Annotated in this window: 19 protein-coding genes and 2 tRNA genes; 8 read left to right on the forward strand and 13 right to left on the reverse strand. The window is 45.3% G+C overall.

The annotated features are described in order from the left end of the window. Positions 1-56 precede the first annotated feature (56 nt). Positions 57-3,122, reverse strand: a complete 3,066-nt coding sequence (ydiJ, locus tag ACVA53_RS17305; protein ID WP_446505770.1) for a D-2-hydroxyglutarate dehydrogenase YdiJ — start codon at positions 3,120-3,122, stop codon at positions 57-59. 472 nt (positions 3,123-3,594) lie between these two features. Between ydiJ and ACVA53_RS17310 the strand changes: the two genes are divergently transcribed. From ACVA53_RS17310 to ACVA53_RS17330, 5 genes are all read left to right on the forward strand, one after another. Then, complete coding sequence (locus tag ACVA53_RS17310; protein WP_446505771.1) at positions 3,595-5,229, forward strand: VRR-NUC domain-containing protein; 1,635 nt, start codon at positions 3,595-3,597, stop codon at positions 5,227-5,229. A gap of 609 nt (positions 5,230-5,838) precedes the next feature. Then, positions 5,839-7,140, forward strand: a complete 1,302-nt coding sequence (locus ACVA53_RS17315; RefSeq protein WP_446505772.1) for an outer membrane protein transport protein — start codon at positions 5,839-5,841, stop codon at positions 7,138-7,140. A gap of 221 nt (positions 7,141-7,361) precedes the next feature. After that, positions 7,362-8,189: a pirin family protein gene (locus ACVA53_RS17320; RefSeq protein ID WP_446505773.1), complete on the forward strand. Its 828-nt coding sequence runs from the start codon at positions 7,362-7,364 to the stop codon at positions 8,187-8,189. Between the two features lie 457 nt (positions 8,190-8,646). Then, positions 8,647-9,210, forward strand: a complete 564-nt coding sequence (locus tag ACVA53_RS17325) for a YfiR family protein (protein WP_446505774.1) — start codon at positions 8,647-8,649, stop codon at positions 9,208-9,210. Then, positions 9,203-11,230 carry a diguanylate cyclase domain-containing protein gene (locus tag ACVA53_RS17330; RefSeq protein ID WP_446505775.1) on the forward strand — a complete coding sequence of 676 codons (2,028 nt, stop codon included), beginning with the start codon at positions 9,203-9,205 and terminating at the stop codon, positions 11,228-11,230. Before ACVA53_RS17325 ends, ACVA53_RS17330 begins: the two co-directional genes overlap by 8 nt. An 88-nt stretch (positions 11,231-11,318) precedes the next feature. Here ACVA53_RS17330 and ACVA53_RS17335 read toward each other — a convergent pair whose 3' ends face one another. Together ACVA53_RS17335 and ACVA53_RS17340 are read right to left on the reverse strand one after the other, a co-directional pair. Beyond that, positions 11,319-11,789, reverse strand: a complete 471-nt coding sequence (locus ACVA53_RS17335; RefSeq protein ID WP_446505776.1) for a DUF2947 domain-containing protein — start codon at positions 11,787-11,789, stop codon at positions 11,319-11,321. A gap of 146 nt (positions 11,790-11,935) precedes the next feature. Next, positions 11,936-12,154, reverse strand: a complete 219-nt coding sequence (locus ACVA53_RS17340; protein WP_446505777.1) for a hypothetical protein — start codon at positions 12,152-12,154, stop codon at positions 11,936-11,938. 478 nt (positions 12,155-12,632) lie between these two features. On the opposite strand from ACVA53_RS17340, the gene ACVA53_RS17345 reads away from it, so the two are divergent. Next, positions 12,633-14,177, forward strand: a complete 1,545-nt coding sequence (locus ACVA53_RS17345; RefSeq protein ID WP_446505778.1) for a long-chain-fatty-acid--CoA ligase — start codon at positions 12,633-12,635, stop codon at positions 14,175-14,177. Between the two features lie 125 nt (positions 14,178-14,302). After that, positions 14,303-15,070, forward strand: a complete 768-nt coding sequence (locus ACVA53_RS17350; RefSeq protein ID WP_446505779.1) for a DUF3108 domain-containing protein — start codon at positions 14,303-14,305, stop codon at positions 15,068-15,070. A 32-nt stretch (positions 15,071-15,102) separates the two neighbouring features. On the opposite strand, the gene ACVA53_RS17355 is transcribed toward ACVA53_RS17350, so the two are convergent. The 7 genes from ACVA53_RS17355 to ACVA53_RS17385 form a co-directional block, all read right to left on the reverse strand. Continuing rightward, positions 15,103-15,354, reverse strand: a complete 252-nt coding sequence (locus tag ACVA53_RS17355) for a hypothetical protein (RefSeq protein WP_446505780.1) — start codon at positions 15,352-15,354, stop codon at positions 15,103-15,105. Beyond that, the gene (locus ACVA53_RS17360; protein ID WP_446505781.1) at positions 15,341-15,916 is read right to left on the reverse strand and encodes a gamma-glutamylcyclotransferase family protein; all 576 of its coding nucleotides are present in this window, start codon (positions 15,914-15,916) and stop codon (positions 15,341-15,343) included. Before ACVA53_RS17360 ends, ACVA53_RS17355 begins: the two co-directional genes overlap by 14 nt. Before the next feature lie 30 nt (positions 15,917-15,946). Then, entirely contained in the window at positions 15,947-16,900 is a 954-nt protein-coding gene (locus ACVA53_RS17365; RefSeq protein ID WP_446505782.1) for a 5-oxoprolinase subunit C family protein, read from the reverse strand. After that, positions 16,882-17,601 (reverse strand): 5-oxoprolinase subunit PxpB, encoded by a 720-nt coding sequence (gene pxpB / locus ACVA53_RS17370; protein ID WP_446505783.1) that lies wholly within the window; start codon positions 17,599-17,601, stop codon positions 16,882-16,884. The genes ACVA53_RS17365 and pxpB overlap by 19 nt, the downstream gene beginning before the upstream one ends. Beyond that, positions 17,588-18,337 (reverse strand): 5-oxoprolinase subunit PxpA, encoded by a 750-nt coding sequence (locus ACVA53_RS17375; protein WP_446505784.1) that lies wholly within the window; start codon positions 18,335-18,337, stop codon positions 17,588-17,590. Before ACVA53_RS17375 ends, pxpB begins: the two co-directional genes overlap by 14 nt. A 279-nt stretch (positions 18,338-18,616) precedes the next feature. Next, positions 18,617-18,692, reverse strand: a tRNA-Gly gene (locus ACVA53_RS17380). 3 nt (positions 18,693-18,695) lie between these two features. Continuing rightward, a tRNA-Cys gene (locus ACVA53_RS17385) sits at positions 18,696-18,769 on the reverse strand. Between the two features lie 602 nt (positions 18,770-19,371). On the opposite strand from ACVA53_RS17385, the gene ACVA53_RS17390 reads away from it, so the two are divergent. Next, complete coding sequence (locus tag ACVA53_RS17390) at positions 19,372-20,955, forward strand: methyl-accepting chemotaxis protein (protein WP_446505785.1); 1,584 nt, start codon at positions 19,372-19,374, stop codon at positions 20,953-20,955. Between the two features lie 65 nt (positions 20,956-21,020). On the opposite strand, the gene nspC is transcribed toward ACVA53_RS17390, so the two are convergent. The 3 genes from nspC to ACVA53_RS17405 all read right to left on the reverse strand — a co-directional run bounded on the left by nspC (position 21,021) and on the right by ACVA53_RS17405 (position 26,752). Continuing rightward, a complete protein-coding gene (gene nspC / locus ACVA53_RS17395) occupies positions 21,021-22,160 on the reverse strand; it encodes a carboxynorspermidine decarboxylase (RefSeq protein ID WP_446505786.1) in 1,140 nt (379 codons plus the stop codon). A 376-nt stretch (positions 22,161-22,536) separates the two neighbouring features. Further along, a complete protein-coding gene (locus ACVA53_RS17400; protein ID WP_446505787.1) occupies positions 22,537-23,781 on the reverse strand; it encodes a carboxynorspermidine synthase in 1,245 nt (414 codons plus the stop codon). 70 nt (positions 23,782-23,851) lie between these two features. Next, a complete protein-coding gene (locus ACVA53_RS17405; RefSeq protein ID WP_446505788.1) occupies positions 23,852-26,752 on the reverse strand; it encodes a diaminobutyrate--2-oxoglutarate transaminase family protein in 2,901 nt (966 codons plus the stop codon). Positions 26,753-26,976: the final 224 nt, after the last annotated feature.

Below are 26,976 nucleotides of genomic sequence, written 5' to 3' on the forward strand. Positions count from 1 at the left end.
AAACAATGCGGCTTTCTGCCGCATTGTTTATTTAGTAATGGAAATATTGAATGGCCTCACCGACTGCTCAAAATTCGCAACAAGATCTGTACCGGATGTTTCATTTTAATATGCTCTAAGCGCTTGGCCTGGCTACGACAGGAATAACCGGTTGCCATACATCGCTCGACATCCAAATTGGCAAGATTAGGCTGCCAACTCAAAGCATAAACCCCCTTTGATATCTCTAGCTTGTCTTTTTCATGGCCGAATGTGCCAGCCATACCACAGCAGCCTACAGAGACAGGGATCAGGTTCGCACCAAAGTGATGGAAAATAGTCTCCCACTCTTTTTCAGCATTGGGCAACTTTGTCTTTTCGGTACAGTGCGCGAACAAGTACCAGTCATCGCCTTCAATTTTTGACGATGCCGGCTTATCGTTCAGTAAAGGTAGCAGCCATTCATGGGCTACCAGAACCTTGAAATCACCGCGTTTATTCCCCAACACTTCATCGTATTCATCACGATAGCAAAGCACGAGTGCCGGATCGACTCCCACCATGGGTATACCAAGCTGTGCCAGCTGATTGAGAAATTCTGCGGTGCTCTTGGCTGTTTTGGCAAACTGACGCAAAAAGCCTTTCACGTGCTGAGCTTTACCATTGGGCTTGAATGGCACCAACATCGGTTTCTTACCTAACCTTTCAGCCAGGAAAACCAAATCACGGATCACTTCAGCATCGTAATAACTGGTAAATGGGTCTTGCACGATCAACACATAATCCTGCCGCTCCCGCTCTGATAGGGCCTGTAACCACTGCAAGTCAAAACGGGTGGCATGATGGCCATCCAAACTTTCAAACAGTGTTGGTACAGACAACGCAGGCATATCCACATAGCCAATCGCTTTTGCCGTTAAGCTCTTCGACCACTTCGGGCGCATCATCGCATTAAAGGTCGCAGGGGCTTTGGCCATGATAGGCAAATAATTTTCGACATAAGCGACAAGGTAATCTTTCGCCGGGCGTTGGTAGCGACTGTAATACATATTCATAAAACGCGAACGGAAGCTAGGTACATCGACCTTGATCGGGCATTGGCTAGCACAGGCTTTACACGCCAGACAACCATTCATGGCCTCCATGACTTCATGGGAAAAGTCATACTCATTGCGTTTGGCACCAAAGGTGTTTCTGAAACGGTCGATAATTTGCTTCACTGATGGCGAGCTATCCATCAGGGTTTTCTCTAGCACAACAGGATCAATCCCTTGCTCGGACAATAAGCGCAACCATTCACGCACCAAGCCTGCACGCCCTTTCGGTGAGTGACGCCGATCTGCACTTATCTTCATCGACGGACACATCGGTGAGCTGGTGTCGTAGTTAAAGCATAGGCCGTTACCGTTACACTCCATCGCCTGCTTGAAACTATCCCTTACCTTCACCGGGATCTGCCGGTCATAATAACCCCGCTTCACCCCATCAACCTTCACCAGCACATCATCATTTTCGAGCGGTGTGCAAATTTTTCCGGGGTTCATTCTATTGTCAGGGTCAAACGCGGCCTTAATCCTACGCAGCTCGGTATACAGCTCATCACCAAAGAACGCAGGTCCATATTCAGAGCGATAACCTTTACCGTGCTCACCCCACATCAGACCGCCATATTTCGCCACCAAGGTGACAACCTGATCGGAAATCTGCTTCATCAAGCGCTCTTGCTCAGGATCGCACATGTCTAGTGCGGGTCTGACATGAAGTACACCCGCGTCAACGTGGCCGAACATACCGTAGTCTAGCTGGTACTCATCTAACAACTGACGGAACTCAGCAATAAAATCAGCCAAGTTCTCAGGCGGAACGCAGGTATCTTCAGCAAAAGGAACCGGCTTCTTACTGCCTTTGGCCGCGCCCAGCAGTCCCACCGCCTTTTTGCGCATTGTATAAATTTTCTGGATATCCGTGAGCTCATTACACACCTGATAGCCAATAATGCCGTGTTGTTTTTGCGCTAACATTTCATCAAGTTGTTGGCACAATGCGGTAACATGCTGCTGGTTATCTTGGGGATCATTACTGGCATATTCGACAATATTGATCCCTAACATTTCTTGGTTAGGCACATCGGTAATCAAGTCACTAACCGTATGCCAGACAATATCTTGCTTGGCCAAATTCAATACCCGGGAGTCCACCGTCTCCACGGATAAGGCCTTCGCCTCGACCATCATAGGGGCATTACGCAGCGCTGAGTCGAAACTATCGTACTTGATATTGACCAAGGTGCGGGATTTCGGAATGGGAGTCAGGTTAAGCTTAGCCTCGGTAATAAAAGCCAATGAGCCTTCCGAGCCACAGAGCAGACGGGTGATATCAAACTGCCTTAGCTTGTCGTCGAACACATTCTTTAGATCGTAACCGGTGAGGAAACGGTTTAGCGGTGGGAATTTATCGACAATTTGCTGTCGCTTGTCTCGACAAACGTGCTCTGAGATTTTCAGCGCCCGAGTTGCCAGTCCACCGGTGTCGGCCAATGACTGAATATCTTCACTCTGCTGTGGCTCGGTATCCAGTACCGATCCATCGACCAACACAGCCTTAAGCCCCAACACATGATCAGATGTCTTGCCGTACTTAAGCGAGCCCTGACCTGACGCATCGGTGTTGATCATACCACCGATCGTTGCCCTGTTACTGGTCGATAAATCCGGCGAGAAAAAGAAACCATGAGGACGCAACGCATCATTGAGCTGATCTTTGACGACCCCAGATTGAACCCGAGCCCACCCCTCATCAGCATTAATCTCTAGTACCTTGTTCATATGGCGAGATAAATCAACCACGATCCCCGGTGTTAGCGACTGGCCATTGGTTCCCGTTCCCCCGCCCCGAGCAGAGAAAGTAATCATCTTATAGGCATCAGATTGGGCCAGTTGGCCGAGTACAATCAAATCTTGATTTTGGGTAGGGAATACAACAGCCTGAGGCAACTGCTGGTAGACGCTATTATCCGTTGCCACCGCAAGGCGACTGGCATACGTGCTTTCTATGTCCCCACAAAAACCTGATTTCTCGAGCTCTTGCAGAAACGACAGTACGACATCTTCAGTACCGTTTTGGTGTGTCAGTGCAGGTAACATTGCTCTCCTTTTCCAGTATCACGCCGTATCCTACGACGACTGGCCTCTTTATGTGTAATAATTTGGTTATCGTCACACTTTACCCTACCGCTATCGGGAAAAAAAGCGCCTGATTCAAACCACTATCATCACTAACAGTATCCCCCCAAGTGATGCTAGTAATACGTCATGGTCGTACTAACGGCTTAACAAAGCCCTTACCCAAGCAGAACCATTATCAGGTCGTTGCTCTGCCACAGCATTTAAACCCAATAACGATAATATAAGGTATCCTAGATATAGGAAGATTGGATTTGTTTTCACCAAATAGCCAACTTATGTATCAAAGGGAGGGAGTAAAAACCAAGTCTACCCATAATAGAGATAAGCCATTGAAACAAAAAGATGATATGTTTCAAGTCTTGGTTATTAGCTTTCCTTAATACGGGCATTGCATAATGACAACCTTGATACCAATAACCCATAATTTGATATGACTAAACAAACCGAATTACCAGAGACTTATTATCGAGATAATTTCCTTTGCTTGATTAATACTGTCAATAATTTATACGGCGATCTACTGAGTCGACAGGAAAAGAACTGGTATGACTCCTTCCATGATCTCAGTAAAGCCTCACAATGTCTGTATATCCGCCTCCTCACCCGTAAAGGGCCTTATTTTCGCAGCGATAAAATCCATTATCCTGAAATTGGCCCACTTTCTGCTGCTTTCATAGAATTAGAGCAAGCTAAAATGATTCGCCTTGCACCAACAGATCTTAGCTATGATGCCTTTTGTGCGCTCTACACCAAACCTGAGCTGATTCAGTTATTTGATTTTCTTGCCCGTTATAAACAAGCCAAGAAACCCGATATTGTCGTCCAAGTAATCAACCACCAGCCAAACATCAGCACACACTCGACGCAGTTAATCGAGGTTTACCATAATCACCATCTCGACGTATTTTTCTTGTTGTTTTTTGGCAATAGCCATCAAGATCTCAGCCAATTTGTTTTGGCTGATCTTGGTCTTCAACAGTTTGAGGACTACCCGATAGATCCAAATTACAGGCTATTCCAACACCGGCAGGATATCGAACAATGGCTCAAACTATCAGCCCTTAACGATCAATATTGGCAATACAAAGAGGCTAAAGATATCGCGGCTATTACGGCTATGGTTGAGTCTTTACCCACTCGTTTTGTCTGGCATCCACTAGAGCGAAAAAGGCAACAACTTATCAATCACGTTAGCCGTGATATTGAAAGACTGGGCAGCAAATACCCAGAAAGACTGGAGCAGGCTCGCATACTCTATCAGCAAAGTGAACGGCCACCATCAAGAGAAAGGCAAGTCAGGATCCTCGACAAGCAGGGCTGTATTCAGCCATCACTGACATTAGCCAAAATGATGCTGGCTTCTCCCTATAATGAAGAAGAAGCGGATGTCGCAGCAGTCCTCACCCACCGCTTACTCAACAAGCTTGGTGATAAACAACCACCACGAAGAAAACCCAAATTCGATAGCGAAACACTCCAGCTTGTCCAACAACACGCCAGTGTTGAACTGGATGTTTGTGCTTACTATCAGCAGCAAGGCTGGCAAGCTTATTTCCTTGAAAATACTCTACTCTGTGGCTTATTCGGCCTAGCAATGTGGGACATTATCTTCTCACCTCAACACGGCGCTTTCCTCAATCCGTTTCAACGTTCACCAAAAGATATGTTTACCCAAACGTTTTATCTAAACCGCCAGCGACAGATCGATCAACGCTTGGCAGCCTTGGAAGCAGGAGAATGGCAGCACTGGCTAGAGATGTATCGTACCAAGCAAGGAATCAGTAATGACTGGGTACATTGGGGACTGATATCTGATGATATCATCACACAGGCTGTATCCTGCATTCCGGCAACAGTGTTAACCGCTATTTTCAAACGGATACTGTTTGATCCAAAGAGCAACCGCAGCGGCTTTCCCGATTTAATCTTGCTCAAAGATGAACAATACTGTTTTGCTGAAGTGAAAGGCCCCGGAGACACATTGCAAAATAACCAAATACGTTGGTTAAAAATGTTCCAGCAGCACCAAATCCCCGCTAAAGTCGTGTATGTGGAATGGGTATAGGCTCACCTTTTTGAAGGAAGATCACAGTGTAAAGAGAGGTTCAAACCATGGCTCATCAATAGAAATAAAGCTAATCAAACTATTTTGTAATAATTTATTATTTCCCGACACTTAAATCGTATAAAACACCAACAAAACAAAGTAATAATACGCAATCAAATAACAAGTTAAGAACAGTACAAATAATTATATTAAAGTGAAATTCAATAAGTTATGTGATTAAAAATAAAGCCGAACACTGGGGATAATAACAAGTGAAAGCAATGAAATACAAACAATAAGCATAACGGCTGATTACTGCTAACTCTTAATCACTCAAGAATAAAAACACAAAATAACAATCAGTTAAAAGGCTACCCGATGTTGGTTTATTTCCAGAACAATCAATTATAGAGTATTTACTTTATTATTTAAATCATAAATCATCTAATAACCAATTATATTGATTCTAACGGAACCTTCCCGAGTGCATTTAATAATTCCAACACCTTTATAACAAATAATGAATCACTGGTCAGATTTGTTATATTTATACTCCCATCTAGAATTCCCACGAATTTATGCACATGCATTAATAAATCTAATTACATAAATACAAAAGAATTCTATATGTTCAAGAAGCGTTTGTTATCCGGTGCAGTTCTTACTGCACTTTCTCTTGCGTCTGCGCAAAGCATGGCAGCAGGTTTCCAACTTAATAGTCAATCTGCAACTGGCCTTGGCCGTGCCTTTGCTGGTGATGCTGTTATTGCCGATAATGCATCTTCAATGGCTCGTAATCCGGCGACCATGGCAATGTTCAAAGAAACCAGCATGTCACTGGGTTTTACTGTTATTGCAACCGACGTACGTATTAAAGACGGTACCTATAACCAAATGAAGCTCCTTGAAGGCCTGCCAATTGGCACCAATGAGTTTGATATTTCAGGTACTGACGATCTAGGCGGTACATCTGTTGTGCCAAACTTCTTCTTAGTTGTACCGGTAAACGATCAATGGTCATGGGGTGTCTCCGCTTATTCTAACTTTGGTACTGGTACTGAGTTTAAAGATGACTTTGCCGCTTCTGTATTTGGCGGTACAACCGACATTAAGAGCATGAATTTAGGTGCAAGTGTTTCTTACCGTCTGAATGACCAGTGGAGTTTCGGTGCCGGCCTGGATCTTATCTACGGTATGGGTAAGCTTAAGCGCGATATTGATTTTGAATACTGTCAAAATGTAAGTAGTGGTTTGATTCCGAACATTCAATGTAGCGATCAAAAATTCAACGCTCTTGATGTCGATGCATCTGGCTTTGCGGTTGGTGGTAATGTCGGTGTTGTTTATGAGCTAAACGACAATCACCGATTTGGTCTATCCTACCGCTATAGCCCTACCGTAACAGCCAAAGGCGATGTCGATACAGTTGCAGGAAGCACTGATAAGTTGGATATGCCACTACCAGACATGGCTGAGTTCTCTGGCTACCACCGCCTTCATAACAAATTTGCAGCCCACTATAGTGTGCAATGGGTACAATGGAGTGCCTTTGATACATTGCAAATGGCCGGAATTGAAAAAGAATATGCATGGAAAGATGCAGGCCACATCTCAGTCGGTGGTACTTATTACCTAAATAACGACTGGACATTACGCGCCGGTTACATGTATGACGTTGCTGCCACGGACAAAGTTAAATCAATTTCGATCCCAGATTCAGATCGTCAGTGGCTCTCTGCTGGTTTCACCTACCACATTGACTCACGCTCGAATATCGACTTTGGTGCCACCTACCTCATCGGTAAAGATACCCAAGTCGATGAGTTCATGGGGATTGAAACACCAGCAGGTGACATCGGCACCAGTGTCTCTGCCACGACCCGTTCAGATGCGATCCTTGTTGGTCTACAATACAGCCGCACATTCTAATTGCTAGATGAGAACATAAAAGCGGAAACCATGTTGGTTTCCGTTTTTTTATATTTCAATTATCTCAATGTTTTTGTTTTTTTTTCATAAATTAGCATGGTGAAGCAACTGTCTTGCGTCTAAGATTTATTGTATCAATTTCATGATTGCAGCATGTTCTTAGACTTGGCTTTTTGGTTTGATTTCATGCTCATCGCCGCATCACGATCTTGGTTAACACCATGAAAAAAACAAGAACCGTACATAAAATTCGCTTTGGCACAAAGTGTGGTATCCAGACCACTTTTATCAAGCCGTCAGAACTTGAAGAACTCAACCCGTTTGTACAATGGGATCATTTCACGGCTAAAGCATTGCTTCATGCTAAGCGACTCGACTACCAAAGCCATTCGGGTATCGATACTGTCTGCTACCCCGTTATAGGTAAGATCAGCCGCCATGACTCTACCGGTAACCATGTTACGCTTGCCAGCGGCGATGTACACATCATGACATCAGGCGACGGTGTCATTCACAAAGAAGTCATGACCCCACAAAATGGTCAAGTGGAATCCTTCAGCCTTGGTACGCTACTGCCAGCAGGAAAAGCCGAAATGGCACCAGCTAGCTGCGTTAACTTGCAAGCGCTTCAGATGCCATTGATTGAGGAGCACGACTCCACCACAAAAGTGATTATCGGTCGTTACAAAGGCGCAGCCAGCCCTGCTAAGTATAGTATTCCAATGACTTTCCTCGATATTATGATCGCTCCTTATGGCTGTTGGTCTTTTGAAACCGATCCAGAGCAACGTGTCGGCTTTGTTTATTTACGCTCGGGGAGCGTGTACATCAGCGGCAGTCAACTTCACCACCAACAAATGGCAACATTGGTCCCATCATCTTTACCGATAGAAATAAGAACGAGCAAACTCGGTGCCAGAATTTTTATCGCTACTGGAAAACCCCAACAACAACCTCTTTTTTCAAACCAACATTCAGTGCACTCGTCACCACAAAACATGACAAAAGCGACACAAAACATCGACCAGTTATTCACAGCAAGAAAGTGATTCTGCTCTTCAGCATCACCATTACGTGATCACTATCGCAAAATATCATACTCAATTTTTTGACGCTTTCGGACAACTATCAGCTTCACCCCCTACAATTTTGGGGTACTTTTAACCCATAAAGGTCACAATTCAATCCGCAAATGGTAAAGATCTCTGTATGTGAGACGTTGTGACAATTTCCTAGCTCCTTATATTCCAAAGACCAATAGTGCTCATCGCCACACCTAGCGAAACATCCCTATAAGCAATAAAACCAATCAAGTAAAAATCAACATAAAAATTCAAATTTAAAGGTTTTATTTTATTATCTCACTACCTCACCCCACCTCTTATTGACAGGTCGCTATATTATGCCAGTACCCTTTTCACAGTTAGACTTGTTAATGTTGATCCGCAGAAGTGGAGCTCGCATAGAGCAAACGGTATTTCTCAAAGCAAGTTGGGGGCTCCAATAATGCTTCGTCGATGGTGCCCAACTTTACTTTCCACATTCGCTTGCTTGGCTCTGCCATTAAGCTGGGCTGCACAAGCAAAAAACCAGCACAGCCAGAGCTTTTCTGAACACGATATTAAGGCTGTTTATGTCTACCGTCTGGCAAGCTTTATTCGCTGGCCTGAAGGAAAAAAGAACAACATAAAATATTGCACCCTAGGTCAAGATGAGACGACCCGCAGTTTAGACGCGTTGTTTTCAAAGCCGGGCTCAAGAGGGAAGCTTAATGCAACGCCTTCACTAACAGATGCAGCATTGCATTGTGACCTTCTTTTTATTACCCATGATGCCATTCAACCTATTACGCCCCTACCACAATACAAGGGCCTACTCACTATTAGTGATTCACCCAATATGCTCTCCGAGGGGGGAATGATTGAATTACGAACACTGAATTATCAAATTAAACCAGCTCTTCACCGCGACAATATACACCTTGGTCAGCTAACAGTGAGTTCACTGCTATTACGTATTGCCTTACTGACCGAAGATTCCCATGAAGAAAGCGGGGGTAACCATGAATAAGTGGCTCAAAAACCTCACCCTCAACCAACGCTTGTCTTTTCCTATTATGAGTTTTAACTTGCTGGTATTGATCGGATTTCAATTTATCAGCTACCAAAGCTACCTGACTATCGAGCGCGAAAACCTTGTATCGAGAACCCAGGTACTTGCCAAAGGCGTCGGAAGCAACTTATCGGCTCCCGTTTTGTTCCATGATACTTTTGCCGCCAAAGAAATCCTGTCAGCCTTGAAAGTTGACAGTTTAATCGCAAGAGCTCGCCTCGAATTGCCGGATCACTCACTGTTTGTAGAATTCGAAAACAAACAACTGCCTTATGTGATTCCGAATGGAGTACAGCAACAAAACATCCGTCAAAATGGATACCATTTTGGTAAGGACAACCTCTACCTCATCGTTCCTGTCACCATTGACAATGAAGAAATTGCTCATATCCACCTTGCCGTTTCATTACATAAAATCAATGAGATCCTAATAACCCGCCTAAAAGTCAGCCTGTTTCTGTTTCTTATATTAATCATTACTAGTATGTATTTTATCAACCGGATCCAGCATTGGGTGGTTACGCCGATCACCGAAATCAACAAAGGCATTCGTCGGTTGATCAAAGGGGACACACACCGACCTATACCCCACAGCCAGTTGATCAATAACGAGCTTAAGGAATTAACTCTTGGGTTCAACAACATGGTAAACACTATTAACCAGCGTAATGTAGAGCTTCGAAATGCCATGCAAAAGCTCGCGATAGAAAAAGCATTTGCCGATGAGGTGATCGAAACGGTGCAGCACGCCCTGATTGTTGTCGACAGCAAAGGGGTGATCACACTGGCTAATGAAGCCTGTCAAAGCATGTTCGAATTATCGTCCTTTCAGATTTTCAATAAACCGCTGATCGATATTCTGCAACCCACTGAACGAGACGCCTTCCAACGGTTACTGAATAACAGTCTCGATAAGCACAAAATCATTGAGCACTTGGTCATTGAAAGCCGTGCCCACTCTCATGAAATTCAAGTATTTCAGCTGGTAAGCCGACCTCTTAGGAATAAGCAGCAGGCACTGTTTGCCATTGAAGACGTGACTGAGCGCCAACGTGCCGATAGACAGCAAAAGCTCGTCACCAAAGTGTTCGACAACAGCCAGGATGCCATTTTATTGTTTGACCGTAACGCTAGGATCACTATGGTCAATACGACGTTTGTTCGTCTGTCAGGTTTCAGCGAGGGCGACATTTTGGGCCAGCATTATCATTGTATTATCGATAAGGATAAATTGGCTCCCATAGTCCCTTTGATAAAAGAAGCGCTGGCCACCCAAACGCAATGGCATGGTGAAATCAACCTCCTGACCCACGATGGCCAGGAACTTCCCCTCTACATTAGGATCAGCGAAATCAACGAACCCAATAGCCAGGATCAGCAAACCGTCGTAATTGGCTCAGATTTACGCTCTATGAAAAAAATGAAGCAACTTGAATATCAGGCCAACCATGACTTACTGACAAACTTGCCAAATCGCGGCAAATTATATCAAACCCTTTACGACAAGCTTCGTGAACAACAACTGTCAGGGCATTCCTTCTGCGTGCTGTTTCTTGATTTGGACGGGTTTAAAAGCGTCAACGACAACTTTGGTCATGGCATAGGCGATCAAGTACTGATCACTATTGCCAATCGTCTCACCCAAGCCGTCAACGACCATGATGTTGTCGCCCGCATAGCCGGTGATGAATTCGTCATTGTTTTATCTGAAGACCAAGGCCCTTCAACAATACAGAACACCTGCCAACAAATCATGCAGTCTATTTCTGTACCGATAAAGATTGAAAATTATCACCTGAACATCGGAGCGAGTATTGGTAGCTACCTCGTTCAGAGTAATGAGTATCAGAATATCAATGATATTTTGAGGCGGGCAGATAAGGCGATGTATAAAGCAAAATTAAAAGGAAAAGGCCAGCTCATTCACTACCTGCCTTCTCATCACCTAGAGAAAGAGCCAGTAGCAAATAATGATTGAGTATATACCCAAATGACTTCAAGCTACTTGGGTATACAGTCACAGCGGTGGTGCGTTTCATGATTAAATCAGTGGGATCGGCTTAAGCCTATCGATTCGCCAAACGGAAGGTTCCCTTAGAGCTAAACCAAACAACGTGTGTTTTTTTACGGCCTAGCAGCATAGGGCCATCATCAAAAAACAAAAAGTTTTTCCAATTGCGCTTGAACACGCCCCACTTGGTTTCGATTACATTATATTTTTCGTAGCAAAAGTACACTGTGGTGTTATCTTCCCAATCCAGAAAAGCCAGCATTTCTTCCGGTAACTCAGGTTCATCGCTATCCCAGGCAGCTTGCCAGTCAATGTCTTCCGACCAAATTTTGTCATTGTGTGCCCAATCACCTTTCTCGAAATGATCGGCATCAGGACTTTGACGGCTAACATGCTCGCCCCAAATCTGAGAAGATCGAGCCTGAGTATATGGCTTGATTAACGCCAAATCTGATTCGGCTACAGGCATGGAGGCGTGGGTAAAAATCCACTTTCGGGAATAGTTATCTAACTCTACGTAGTTCATGGGACGACCTAACAATTTAAGACGGGAGAAATGTACCTGAGTCGTCCCCTTTGTACCAGAAAATATCCGAATTAAAGACTAATTACTGTACTCTCCACATTTATCGAGCGGTGACATACCGCTCGATGAGCCTCTAATTTATCAAGCTATTTTTCCTGATCCCACAGGTTACTGACCCAGCCACCAGCCGAATCATCGTAATGGCAGTCGGTGTAGTGCTTATCGACTATCGTGGGCTCTTGGTTGTTAGATTCAATCATCCGAGATATGTGGCATGCCATTGGGTCACCACCTATCGTCAATCGGCGACGAGTCGCAACTTCTTTGATGATTTTTAAGCGGTAAGCCGAGTTCATTTTCTTCATCTTTACACACCTCTATTGATTGAGCCCAAATAAAAATAGGATGCGTTAAGAAAATCGTCAAATATCGGACTTATAAAGTTCACAAACAACCACTATGTGCGTTTTATTATATCATTACATTTCAAAGACTTATTATCACATTCAAATTAACACACCTCTGACCATCAACATTGAATTTATAACCAATTGAATGTAAAGAAATAATAGCATCAAGAAAAATTAACACTAATGACAAAAAAGATTCATTTTTAAAGGATTAATCAATACCGACAAGCTTATCTATATTTTTAGACACCACATAGGATGAAAGTAGCTCGCCCTTTTTGAACTCATCAAGACACTCATTTCTGAGTCACATACCTTTGGAAACTGGACACCTTGATGTAGCTCTGAATCCTGCAAATTGAAGCCATTTGGGTATAGCTGTTACCTCAGTGACGGCTTACAATAAAAACAAATACCTACAAGAAATTTGAATATGTACAATTTAGCCACCAACCTTGAGCGCAACGCCGAATTCCGTGGAAACGACACTGCACTGATATTCAACGATGAAAAGATCAACTACAGGATACTGGATCAAATGGTTAATGCCATTGCTAGCCACTTGTATAAAATCGGCATCAAACCTGACGACAAAGTCGCTATCTCTTGTCCCAATATGCCAGCCTTTGTCATAGGCTATTATGCAATTCAAAAAGTCGGTGCCGTTACTGTCCCACTGAATATTATGCTCAAAGGACCAGAGGTGGCTTACCACCTGAATGACTCCGATGCCGTTGCCATCATCAGTTTCCAAGGCAACAGCGTTTTACCCAGTGGTGAATATTGCTACGAAGGGTTTAGCCAAACACCAAACTGCCAGCACTTTATTTCCATTGAGTCAGGAAGTGGTGACCCGCTTCCTGACGGCGCCCATAGCTTTAATCAATGGCTTGAGTCAGGCAGCCAACAATTTGAAGCCGTTTACCGTCGGGCAGAAGATACCTGTGTAATCCTCTACACCTCAGGTACCACTGGACGAGCCAAAGGTGCCGAACTGAGCCAGAGCAACATGCTGTGTAATGCTCAAGCCTGCCAAGCACTGACTAACCAGAAAGGCTCAGATGTCAGTATTGCTATATTGCCGCTATTCCATACCTTCGGCCAATCGCTGATCATGAACACGTCAATTCTTGCCGGTAGTACACTCGTTCTGATCCCGCGCTTTGTACCGAAGCACGTTCTCCAGCAAATGCATCGCCATAAAGTCACCCACATGGCAGGCGTACCGACCATGTTTATGGGCTTGCTCGCCTTTGCCGAAAAACATGGCAGTGATGATATTGACGAGATCGCAGCTAAGCTGAAAGTCGCTATCTCAGGAGGTGCTTCGATGCCCGTCGAGCTCCTCAAGCAATTCGAAAAAAAGCTAAAGGTGCCTGTCATTGAAGGCTATGGCTTGTCGGAGTCATCACCGGTTGCTGCTTTCAACCATTTGGAGTACAAACGCAAACCAGGCAGTATTGGCCAACCTTTGCCAGGCGTGACAATGAAAGTGGTCGATGACAAAGGCCAAGAGCAAGCTCGTGGCCAAAAAGGGGAGCTGCTGATCCGTGGTCATAATGTCATGAAGGGGTATTACAAAAAACCTGAAGAAACGGCGAAAACGATTGTGGATGGATGGCTGCACACCGGTGATATCGTCCGGATGGATGATGATGGCTACGTGTATGTTGTCGACCGTTTGAAAGAAGTCATTATCCGAGGCGGGTTTAATATTTACCCGCGGGATATTGAAGAAACGTTTATGACCCATCCTAATGTTCAAATGGTTGCGGTTATTGGGGTTCCTCATAAAACCTATGGTGAAGAAACAAAAGCATTTGTGATCTTGAAGGAAGATGCTTCGACAACCAACAAAGAATTGGTTGCATGGGGTAAAGAGCGCTTGGCCGATTACAAATACCCCCGCCTGATTGAGGTTGTCGAAAGCCTGCCAATGACAGCGACAGGTAAAATCCTCAAACGCTTCCTAAAATAGTACGTTACCCTCGCTTCGAATAAACCCTATTGGTCTGTTGGTGAGACAGGCCAATTTGGCATATTACCGCTAGCCCTGCTAATTTAATTACATAGTCCAACGTCTCGTTTCTTGAAGGTGTCAGTGTGCAGGTTAACCATTTTTTGCTTTTACTGGCTTACCTTGCCACCTTCGCTTCACCCCAAACACATGCAGAGCCGGCTCCAGTTTTTCATCAGTGCACAAAAACACTCAACTACCAGCTTTTTTTCAATAATTTAAGAATTGGCCAGATGACCAGAGTGTTACGCTGGCAGGACAAACAAGTCCAAATAAACGCCTACAGTAATATCGAAGTACTGGCGACAAAAACCCGATTCAACCAACAAAGCCAAGTCTTCTGGTCAGAAGAGCAACAGAGCTTTCTCTCAAAAGGCTTCCGGCGCGAAGTCAAAGGCTTATTGGGTGGTAAAACCGAGGTCTCATTTAACGGTAACGGAACGTCATCCAAAGTCACTGTTGATGGGAAAGTGTCATCTTTTTCCAGTGATGCCCTCCCCCTGCTTGATGCCGATGCAATAGGCACTCAACTGAGGCTGGGGTTGATCGAAGGAAAAACACAGTTTGAATATAACCTGCAAGACACAGACGACGTTAACCGTTACTACTTTCAGGTCAAAGGAAGAGAGAGGATCAACTCAAACTTCGGTAGTATCAATACTATCAGAGTTGAGCAAGTAAGGAAAAGCGACAGGCAGTTTGTCATGTGGTTCTCGCCGGACGTGGATTACCAACTGGTCCGTGCCACTTATAAGCGCAAGATATTAGATCTAAAAGCCGTCTTACTTAGCCATAAAAAAAACTGTCCCCCGACAAGTCAATTATCAATGAACGCAACACCGACGACTCCCTAACCCCAATCCATTATTTCGCCTTGGCTATCGGGCTACTTCATCGTGACTTTGCCACCGATCATTTTCAAGGCCGGTGCACCGCGTATCAGAGTGTCTCTGGCAAAGGCGTGTTCACAGTTGGGACATATGCCTTCCTGCTGAGTAAAGTCTTTGACTATTCGCTCCTTGAAACACTTCACCAATGCCCCCTTGCCTCCTTTGCGGTATTTATACAGCTGGGTTTTACAGCCTGCGCAATAAATATCGACAGTTTTAGTTGGGCCTTTCTTGTTAGGTTTTGCCATGTTGATGCTTTGTTCTTACCTGTTCGAGAAGTTGATCGATCCGCACTAAATGATCATCCCGGACACCCGCATGATTACCATATTTCGGTTCGTGGCGATCATTTTCCAAAGGATGATGCCAGCCTTGGGTGGTATCGACAAATGTTTTGGCAAAAGAGCTCGATATTGAGAAGCACCCTGCGAGTACAGTATCGACATACGTTTGCATGATCGGCTGGATATGACAGGGAGGCTCATGATCCGCCTTGGTATACACCCACACCGGTAAATGGCCCTCTATCGGCTGGTAACTCTCTAGCTGAGTAGGATCCAGCTCTATTCGACGGTAACCTTTTTCACGACGGTCAAACTGCTGCAACGCCTTTTCATCCACCCTGACCAGAACACCATTACAGACCCCTTCGCCGGGCGCTGCTACAAGCGGTGAAATATGGTAAGTGCTATCGACTTTTCCCCAATAGCGTTGCAAACCATGAACAGTAACGGGTTGTGCTTCTTTCGCCTGCCCGGTTAACAACCGAGAAGCGTGGTTAATCAAACTTCCGTAACCAAAGATATACATAAACCTGCAAATACCTCTCTAATCTTTCACTCAAAGGAATAAACCAAAAAAGCGTGAAAACTGCAGCCATTGGTCAGTAACCTCGTCCAATGTAGCACGTTTGAACACCACTTCGGTACCCGGCCTTGCTTGAGCCAACCGAGGCAAATCAATACGAGCGACGCAGCCCAGCTTGGGATACCCTCCCAAGGTTTGCCTGTCATTAAGCAAAACAATGGGCTGTCCATTTGGAGGGATCTGAATCGCGCCAAGTGCAATACCTTCTGAAACAATGCCTTCAATTTCTGCATAAATCGGCTCACCGGATAACCGGCAACCCATACGATCGGTTTCCTGGCTAACAGTATAGCGCCCAGCATAAAAGCGCTGCATTTCACCTTCGGGGAAGCTTTGGTACTGGTATGACTCAATCACTCGGAGCTCAATCGGCTTATTGTAATCGGGAATGAATCGGGCTGAGGTTTGCCTGTTGACAGCTTGCTCATTTAGACTTTTTAGCCCCCCCATCGAAACCTGCTTAGCAAGTAACATATCGCCTTTTTTAAGCCCCTTCCCTTGGTGAAATCCACCTAGTTGGTTACGAGGTACTGCTGAGGCACTTCCCATAATCAAGGGCACATCAAAACCACCTTGTATTGCCAAATATGCCCGTAAGCCTGAACGGGCAAAACCAAAAACAAGGCGCTGCCCTTTTTTTACCGCAACGCTTTGCCACATAGGTAAAGTACAACCGTTTATGGTCGGTTGCATATCAGCGCCAGTGACAGCAATTTGGCCGTCTTGTAAAACCTGAAATTCAGCCTGACCTAGGGTAATTTCTAACGTTGCGCTATTTGGCTTATTGGCTAACAAATAATTGGCCCAGCAATAGGCATGCAAATCAACCGCTCCACCTTGGCTAAGCCCCTGCCCCCCAGCACCATAGCGCCCGGTGTCTTGAATAAGGGTTAGCATTCCCGGGCGGATCACTTCCATTGCGGCCATATTTGCCCTCCTTGCTGTATAAACGCTTCTTTGGTGATAGGGGTAAATTTCACCTGATCACCGACCTGAAAAGGGGCCATCGGTGATTGGTCGGGGTGGAACAAGGTTTGCGGACAGTTGCCGATAATCTGCCAGCCCCCAGGGGATTCATTGGGGTAAACTGCAGTCTGCTGGTTGGCAATACCAACACTGCCGGATGGGATCCATTTCCTGGGTTCAACGTGGCGAGGGGTTGCAATGGTGTCGTCAACGGGAGCGAGGAAGGCAAACCCCGGTGCAAAGCCGATAGCACAAACCGTATAGGTACGCTCAGAGTGGAGGTGAATAACCTGCTCGATGCTAAAGCCTTTTTCATCCGCTATCGTAGCTAAATCAGGGGCAACCTCTGACCCATAGTACACCGGCAATGTAATTAGTTTGGCTTGATAGCTTCCTTCCATCTCAAGAGCTTCAACCGACCCTCCCTCAAACTGGGCCAGATAGTCCACGAGCAAGCTATATAGCTGTTCATAGCTCAGCACACCGGGGCGATATTGAATGAGCACCGAGGTATATGAAGGGATAACCTCTACAACGGCAGGATGAGCCAAAGACTGAAGGTGAGCCACGAACACGCTGATCTTAGGAGTAAGCATGAGATCAATTTGATCGCCGAAGTACACAATAGCATTGCACTCCGATACGGCTTCAATTCTTAACATGGCTAAGATCCTCGGCGAGTTGTCGAACAACCGCTATGGATTCATCATTGTCACCGTGAACACAGACCGTATCAACATGTAACACCAGCGTTTTTCCATCAATGGTGGTAACTTTGCCCTTGGCAAGTTCTGCAACTTGTTGGCGGATACGACGGCTGTCATGGTATACCGAACCAGCCTGAGTTCTCGCCACCAACAATCCATCATGACTATATGCCCTATCTGCAAAGCCTTCGAAAAGTAATTCGACGCCCAGTTGTGCCGCGAGTTCAGTATATTGATGGTTATCACGGCGGGCCAAAATCATGAGTTTCAGCGGTGAGGTGCGGTATCGATTCAAATCAGCAACCGCATTAATAATCGCGGTGAAGACCACTTCATCTGCCATCATGTCGTTATATAGCGCACCATGAGGCTTCACATAACTCACCTCACCGCCATATAACTGGCATAGCGCATCCAACGCACCGATTTGATACGCAACCAAACGGGTGATTGCCTCTGCACTATGGGGGATTGAACGACGCCCAAAACCACTTTTGTCGTCATAACCTGGGTGGGCACCAATCTCGACATTATCCTCAACGGCCAGTTGAATGGTCTTGGCCATATGATCCGGATCAGAGGCGTGAAAGCCACAGGCAATATTAGCCATGTCGATGTATGGCATCACGTCGGCGTCCTTGCCCATCGTCCAACTGCCAAAGCTCTCGCCCATATCACAATTGAGTTTCATCTTTGCTCCCTGCTTCATACCAAACTAAGTGATTGATATTAAATCGACTCAAGTAAGTATAACAAGTGGGGTAACAAATGGGATAAGGAGCGAGCAGAAAGATAATACCAATCTGGATAAGTCGTTGATCAAATATTTATGTAGGTTGGTATAACGTAAGCGGAAGGAGAGACTGAAACAAAAAAGCCCCAGCATTTCTGCTAGGGCTTTTCTATGTATGGAGAGACGTGGCCGACTAGGTACACGAGGTTCCTCGTGTTAGCACATCTTCCTGAAATTTGGAGCGACACACGAGGTTCGAACTCGTGACCTCAACCTTGGCAAGGTTGCGCTCTACCAGCTGAGCTAGTGTCGCAAATGGAGGCGCGTCCCGGAGTCGAACCGAGGTCCACGGATTTGCAATCCGCTGCATAGCCACTCTGCCAACGCGCCTTCGATACCTACGAGGTGTACCCCGATGTGGTATGAGGTGCATTCTACGCATTGGAGCAATTGAGTCAACAAGAAATTAATCTAAACACCATCAACTGGTCACTTTGCATTCAAGCACTACATCAACGATGGTATTTTCACCACATCCAATGGATTGCGCTAGCCCGCCTCGGCAAAATAAACGCTAATAAGTCCCAAACACTGTCATACTAGAACGCCTGTAAATCAACCCTGCATTTTGGGAAGTAGTGTGCTTTTCACATTCGATTGATAGGCTAGCAAAGAAGGGGGAAACAATAAAATCGCCTTACCGTGTTGTTTGAGTATTTTATAAAATCAATCACCTTTATGAACATATTCCAAACCAATATGATAGCTCTATTTTGCTACATCCGAGTGAAAATGTAATATATGAAAGAAAATATCACTCTGTAATATAATCTTACAATTGCGCAATGCAAACACGCTAACATAACCATTTGTATTTAAAATATAAAAAAACATTCCTTGAATTACATCAATATAATAAAAATGAATGATACTAACAGTGTAAGTATATATCATTAAAATACATGGCTGTTTTTCAGCAATACAACATAATTATGAAAATAAGACTGATTTTACTTTTTACTGTTAATTTATTGGCGTTTGGCGTAATTTTTATTGCGAATAGCATATCACTCAACCAAATTAATGACAAAGCAAGTGAGCTATATAAAGATAGAGTTATCCCTATGGGGCAACTAAAGGTGATTAATGATACCTTCGCAGTCAATATTATTGACGCATTCAACAAACACCACCTTGGAATACTATCACAACAAGAAATGCGCTCCTCTATTCAATCTGGATTAGTTGCTGTTGACGAACAATGGTCTGCCTACATGAATACGTATTTAACAGTGGAAGAACAAGCTATTGCTTCTCGCTTTGAGCGACAAAAAAATGTCGTTGAGCGCTACTTAGATCGTGTTATGCAGTCCCCGATGCCTGCTTCGGTTATTGGTGAATTATATCAACACGTCGATAGGCTCTCTGAAATAGGTGTTGAACTGACCGTTATTCAAGAGTCTATCGCCCAAGCACTATACCAAGACAGCCTCTCTGAGGCTCAGTCTGCGAAGCAACTTATTTCTATCGTTATGTTGCTGTGCTTAGCCTCATCGCTATACATTATTTTTATCATCTACCAATTTACTGACAACTATGTCGGTGGCGAACCCCAGACGATTTCTGAGAAAATAGTGTTGATTAGCAAAGGTGATCTGACAACACACCCTCAAGGCGAAGAAAAAGGGATTTACCGAGACGTATTAACCATGTCTGCAAACCTCAATGCCTCCTTTAGCGAGATGTCGAAAATTGCCAATAATGTTGCTTCTGCATCGGAAGAGCTCGCGGTTGTTATGCAGCAAGCTCAGCAAAATGCCAACTCTGAGCTGGCTCAGGTCGAGAGCGTATCAGCGGCAGTAGAACAATTAACAAGCTCTGCTCAAGAAGTCACTACGCAGGCAAATCAAGCCCACTCCATTACTTCTGCGGTTATTAGTAATGTTTCTATTGGTGATGAGTCTCTTCGCCAAACAGAATCGCTGAACAATCAGATTGAGCAATCGGTCTCCGATTCTGTCACTGTTGTGAAACAACTGAAACTCTTTTCCAATGACATTGGCGATGTTGTTGAAGTGATCAACGCGATTTCAGAGCAAACCAATCTACTTGCGCTGAACGCTGCAATTGAAGCCGCTCGTGCGGGATCACAAGGTCGCGGATTTGCCGTCGTGGCCGATGAGGTCAGAGCATTGGCAGTGAAAACACAGCAATCGACATTAAGCATTAAAGAAATGATCGATAAACTCCAATCCCATACACAAACCACTTTCCTCTATATGGAAAACAATGCTGACTTATTAATACAATCCAAAGCATTATCAAAGGCGTTAAGCGAAGCATTTAGCAATATTTCCAACTCAGTTGATGAGATGAATCAAGTCAGTGCGCTCGTTTCTCAAAACGCTGAAGAACAGGCTCAGGTCGCTTTATCTATTTCAGAGAATGTGACGGCTACCGTGAATACCATTCATCAAAATGTCGCGGGCATATCACAATCTACAGCAGCAAGTGAAGAGCTTTCTCAACTTGCCACAGACCAGAAAAAACTGCTGACACCGTTCAAATTGTCATAAAAAAACCGCCCAGTACAGCGTACTGGGCGGTTTTTTTGTTAAGCCTAAAGCCCAACAAAATCACATTAGGAGACTGACCACTGCGACAACGAACGCTTGAAATCATCATAGCCGAACTCGTTCAGCATTTGAATGTCACCATTGCTGCGCTCGCAGTAAATTGATGGCATCTTCAAACCATTGAACCAATTTAGTTTCACCATGGTATAACCAGCACTATCCAGGATATGGAGCTTCTGTCCAATTTTTAGTGGCTGGTCAAAATTAGCCACACAGAACTGATCACCGGCTAAACATGAACATGATCCGATCACGTATTCGTGTTCACCGTTGTCATTAGCTTCCAGTACAGAAGCTGGTTCGTCGTAAATAAGTGTGTCTAGACGATGTGCTTCTGTCGCTGAGTCAACGATAGCAGTCTTCTTAACGTTCTCAACGATATCGACAACAGTCACCACAAGATCTGTGGTTTTGGTAATAATCGCTTCACCCGGCTCAAGATACAGCTGAACACCGTGTTTTTCAGAGAAGGCTTTGAGGGCTTGTGCCAGTTTCTCGATGTCATAACCCGGCCAGGTAAAGAACACGCCGCCACCCAGGCTCACCCAATCAAGCTTATTAAGGTGGTCACCGAACTGCTCTGAAATTGAATCAAGTAAGCCAATGAAGGCATCGACATCTTTGTTCTCACAGTTCATGTGGAACATCACACCATCAAGTCCATCAAATACTTCTGGTTTGATGTGATCAGCCTGTACTCCTAAGCGCGAGAACTGACGCGCCGGGTTGGCCAAGTCTTGTCCGGCGTAGCTAACACCAGGATTAAGGCGCAGACCCAGTGACGCTTTGCCTTCAACGATATGGCGGTGAGCAGCTAGCTGGCTCTGAGAATTAAAGATCATCTTGTCACAGATTTCTGCCACTTCACGGACGTCATCTTCGCTGTATCCCACACTGTATGCATGCGTTTCGCCACCGAAGGTTTCGTAACCCAGTTTCACTTCAAACGGGCCGCTGCTGGTTGTACCGTCGAGGTATGGCTTGATGATGTCAAACACCCCCCACGTCGAGAAACACTTCAGGGCCAATACCAATTTTACACCCGAAAGCTCTTTGAGCTGCTTGGCTTTTTCCAAGTTGGCAATCAGCTTATCTTCATCAATCATGAAGTAAGGTGTTTTCAATTCTTCTTTCTTAAATGTCATTTTTTCTCACACACTCAAGCTGTGTCTGTAAGGATGTTGGATTCAATATTTCCCTATTTTGTAACTCACTGCGTTCAGACAGGACAAAACAGGAAAATATCGACTCTCAACAGTCCCTCATTTCGATTGATAGGACAACCGATTTCAGAATCTTATCCAAGAAGGGAGCAGTAGCTGCTCCCTTCTGTTCTTACTTTCTATCTATTTTGAATAGATTTCGCCGGAATTTTAAACAACACTTAGTCACCTCTAATTCACGACAAATAAGGTACTGAGCGCCGGTGTTTCTCTTCAGGGCTAGGAGGAAGCACGGAGTTTATAAACATAAATGAGTACTTCCGACACCGCCATGGAGAGAAACAACCAGCTCAGGGCCTTATTTCAGGATTTTGATGTCAGGCTGACCGACTTCCAGCTCCTGAACATGCCAATCAAGACCGATTTCAGGCATGGTTTCTAGGAACGGATCTGGGTCTAGCTGTTCCATGTTGAACACGCCTTTGTCTGCCCACTTGCCACGGAAGAACTGAAGTGCTGCAGTGATCGCTGGTACACCTGTGGTGTAAGAGATCGCTTGGTGCTCAACGTCTTCGTATGCGACTTCGTGATCTGCATTGTTGTAGATAAATACAGAGCGCTCTTTGCCGTCTTTCTTACCTTGTACCCACGTACCGATACACGTTAGGCCAGTGTAGCCCGGTGCTAGTGATGTAGGATCTGGTAGAAGCGCTTTAAGCACGTGAAGTGGCTGAACAACAGTGCCATCGTGCAGTGTCAGCGGATCTGGGCTTAGTAGGCCGATATCACGCATGCAGTTGAAGTAGTTCAGGTATTTGTCACCAAAGCCCATCCAGAATTCAATGCGTTTAGCTGGGATGAACTCTTTCATTGAGCGAACTTCATCGTGCGCCATTGAATAAACTTTGTGTGTGCCACAGTTCGGGAAGTCAAACTCAAGCATACGTGAGTGACAAGGTACTTGTTTCCACTCTTCGTTTTCCCAGTAGAACGAATCACCCTGGATTTCCAGCATGTTAGTCTCTGGGTCGAAGTTGGTTGCGAACTTCTTGCCGTGGTCACCGGCATTAACGTCCATCACGTCAATCGTGTCGATTTCATCGAACAGGTGCTTAACCGCATAGGCCGCGAACACCGATACTACACCTGGATCAAAACCTGCACCTAGGATACCAGTGATGCCCGCTTCTGCGAACTTCTCACGGTAGCCCCACTGCCAGTCGTACGCTTGTGGCACTTGCTGGCCTTCAGAGCATAGGTCTACCGCGACAGATGTATCTAGGTAAGATACTTTCGCTTGGTAACATGCTTCCATGATAGTCATGTTGACCCAAGGAGGACCAGCATTGATCACAAGATCAGGCTGAACTTCTTTGATAAGTGCTACTAGCGCGTCAACGTCATCTGCATTAACAGCACGCGCTTCAAGTTTCTTTGATGGGTCTTTCAAGTTGTTCTTTTTGTTGATCGACTCGATAATCTTCTCACACTTACCAATAGTGCGAGATGCAATCGTGATATCACCAAGAACTTCGTTATTCTGAGCCGCTTTGTGCGCAACTACCCAGCCAACACCACCAGCACCAATCTGTAGAATTGCCATTTCTTCTTATTCCATAATTAAATGAGTAAGCGTTCCGGCACAGCCACTTTACCAGCTATGCCGTACCTGTTTATAAACCTAGTTTACGTTCAGCCTTAGCTGCAACAAGGTTGATCTCTGTTAGTAATGATTCAAAATCAGGCATAGTCAAACATGGGTTTAGAATCGTGAACTTCAAAGCAACTTTGCCCTCTACCACGGTTTCACCCAGTACAGCCTTGCCTTCAACAAGTGCGTCAATGCGTAGTTGTTTGTTAATTCCATCTAATGCCAACGCATCATTGTTGCCGATATAACGGAACAACACGGTTGATAACGCCGGATCAGCCAACAGTTCAAATTCTGCTGACTGGTTAATCATGTCTGCGACCAACTGCGTCTGGTTCAGAAGGTGGTCATACATCGCACCCAGTGCCTGAGGGCCCACACATTGCATTGTCATCAATACCTTCAAGGCATCGAAGCGTTTAGTGGTCGCAATTGACTTGTCCACCAAGTTTGGCAACAGATCATCCTCACGGTTAAGGTAGTCTGCATGGTGAAGCAAGTACTTGAAGTTTTCTTTGTCTTTAATCAGTACAGCACCACAGCTGATTGGCTGATAAAACAGTTTATGGAAGTCGACACTGACCGAGTCAGCCTTCTCTATACCATGTAGGCGAGTCTTGTGGCGGCTCAAAATCAATGCGCCGCCATAAGCGCCGTCAACGTGCAGCCATAGGTTGTGTTGCTGGGCAACATCTGCCATACCGGTTAGATCGTCAATCGCACCGTGGTCAGTCGTGCCCGCCGTACCCACCATAGCAAAGGGTAGCAGACCTTCGTTTTTCAGTGTTTCAATGGTATTAACCAGTGAAGCTAACTTGATAGTACCATCGGGATTGGTGTCCACAGTAACGACTGCATTTTCACCTAGCCCCATTAACGACGCTGACTTTTGAACCGTGAAGTGAGATTTCTTCGAGCACAGAATACGCAGTTTGGCTGCGTAATCAGGTAGGCCTTGCTTCTGGATATTATGACCAGAAATCGTATCAGCCGCCCAGTCACGTGCCAACAACAAACCCATAAGGTTCGACTGCGTACCACCACTGGTGAACACACCGTCAGCTAGGCTGCCAAGCTGGTATAGCTCACACAACCAATCGACAACTTTCTGCTCAACAAAAGTGGCAGCACTAGCCTGATCCCAAGAGTCCATCGACTGATTCAGGGCTGCAATAAAGGCTTCTGCTGCGACCGCTGGTAGCAATGGCGGCGTATGCAAGTGGGCTATGCAATGCGGGTGCTGAACCATGATAGAGTTCTTGGCAATAAGCTCACCGGTTTGCTCTATCACCAAATCTAATGGCATTTGCTCGTTATCAAGATCAATATTATTGATCATCGATTTCAGTTGCTGAGGATCCATGCCCGAGTAAGGTGCATCTGCGCTCTCAAACACATTCTTAAGCACTTGCGTGGTTTGGTTTAATGCCGCTTCGAACTTCTCCGCACCGCCTTTGCCTGTGTGGATGAAATGTTGACGCCAATCAGCGGCTTCAGCAACAACAGGCTCTTTTATCTTGGCTGGACCTGCAGTAGCTATTATCGCTTTGCTCATTGTATCAATAGCAAAATCCAACTGCTCATAAGAAATAATCAATGGCGGAAGGAAACGCAATACAGAGCCCTGGCGGCCACCTTTTTCGATGATCAGGCCACGTTCTAGCGCTGCACGCTGAATAGCGATGGTCAGTTCTGGATCTGCCTCTGGCTCGCCGAACTTGTTCTTCGAACCGTCGGTTTTACAGATCTCCATACCCAGCATCAAGCCTTTGCCGCGTACTTCTGCGATACAGTCTGTATATTGAGCAATACGCTCCAGACCTTCACGTAAGTATTGACCTGCTTTTTGAGCGTGCTCAACCAAGTTATCACGCTGGATAATCTCAAGCGCTTTAGCACCTGTAGCCATTGCCAGCTGATTACCACGGAAAGTGCCAGTGTGCTCCCCCGGCTTCCAGGTATCAATTGACTTATCAAAAATAAGTACCGACATTGGCAGGCCGCCACCTACCGCTTTAGACAAACACAGAATATCAGGGGTAATGCCAGACTCTTCAAAAGCAAAGTTAGAACCGGTCTTACCGATACCACACTGGATTTCATCAAAGATCAGCAGGATACCGTGTTCATGAGTAATACGGCGTAATTCACGTAACCAGAACGCAGGCGCAGGGATCACCCCACCCTCGCCTTGAACAGGCTCAACGATGATTGCCGCAGGTTTTTGTACACCACTTTCGTCATCATTAAGCATCCGCTCGATGTAACGAAGCGTTTGCTTGGCACCCTCATCACCGTGCATACCAAACGGACAGCGTAAGCTGTACGGGAAAGGAAGGAAATGAACATCAGACATCAAGCCTTGACGACGGGCTTTCGTATTGAGGTTACCCATCATTGCCATGGTGCCATTGGTCATGCCGTGATATGCACCATGGAAGGCAGCCATGGTATTGCGGCCAGTTGTTTGCTTGGCAAGTTTGATCGCGGCTTCAACGGCATCTGCGCCTGATGGGCCACAAAACTGAATACGGGCATTCTTTGCGAATTCATCGGGAAGGAAGTTCATTAACTCCTTGATGAATTTATCTTTTACCGGCGTGGTGATATCCAACGTCTGGTACGGAAGGCCAGCTTGCAACTGATCGACAATCGCTTGATTAATTTCAGGGTGGTTATATCCCATGGACAACGTACCTGCACCTGCTAGGCAGTCTAGGAACAGTTGACCACGACTGTCTTCGACCAGTGCACCTGCAGCCTTGGCAATAGCCAGTGGCAAGCGACGTGGATACGAGCGTACTTCGGATTCATAATGCTCTTGACTAAGCAGCAGCTCATCAGGCGTTAAATCATAAACATCATGTACAACAGGTACATTAGAAGCGAGTTTTAGCTCGTCAAGGTCAAACACATTACTCATGTTATTTTCCATTTGAAACACCGCACCCCTTGCTATTCTCCCCATTGATATCAATATCAAAAGTAATTTTTGCTCAGCACTACAAGCATCTCCTGATTAATGGTGATGTGCTTGGTGCGAACTGGAGAAAGTATCAAGACTCGGTGCAGTTGCATCTTTCATCGATGCATTGACTATAAACAACCGATTGCTGTTGCTCTCGGCGTGACCGAAACAAACTGATT

Source organism: Photobacterium sp. DNB23_23_1 (genome assembly GCF_052873815.1).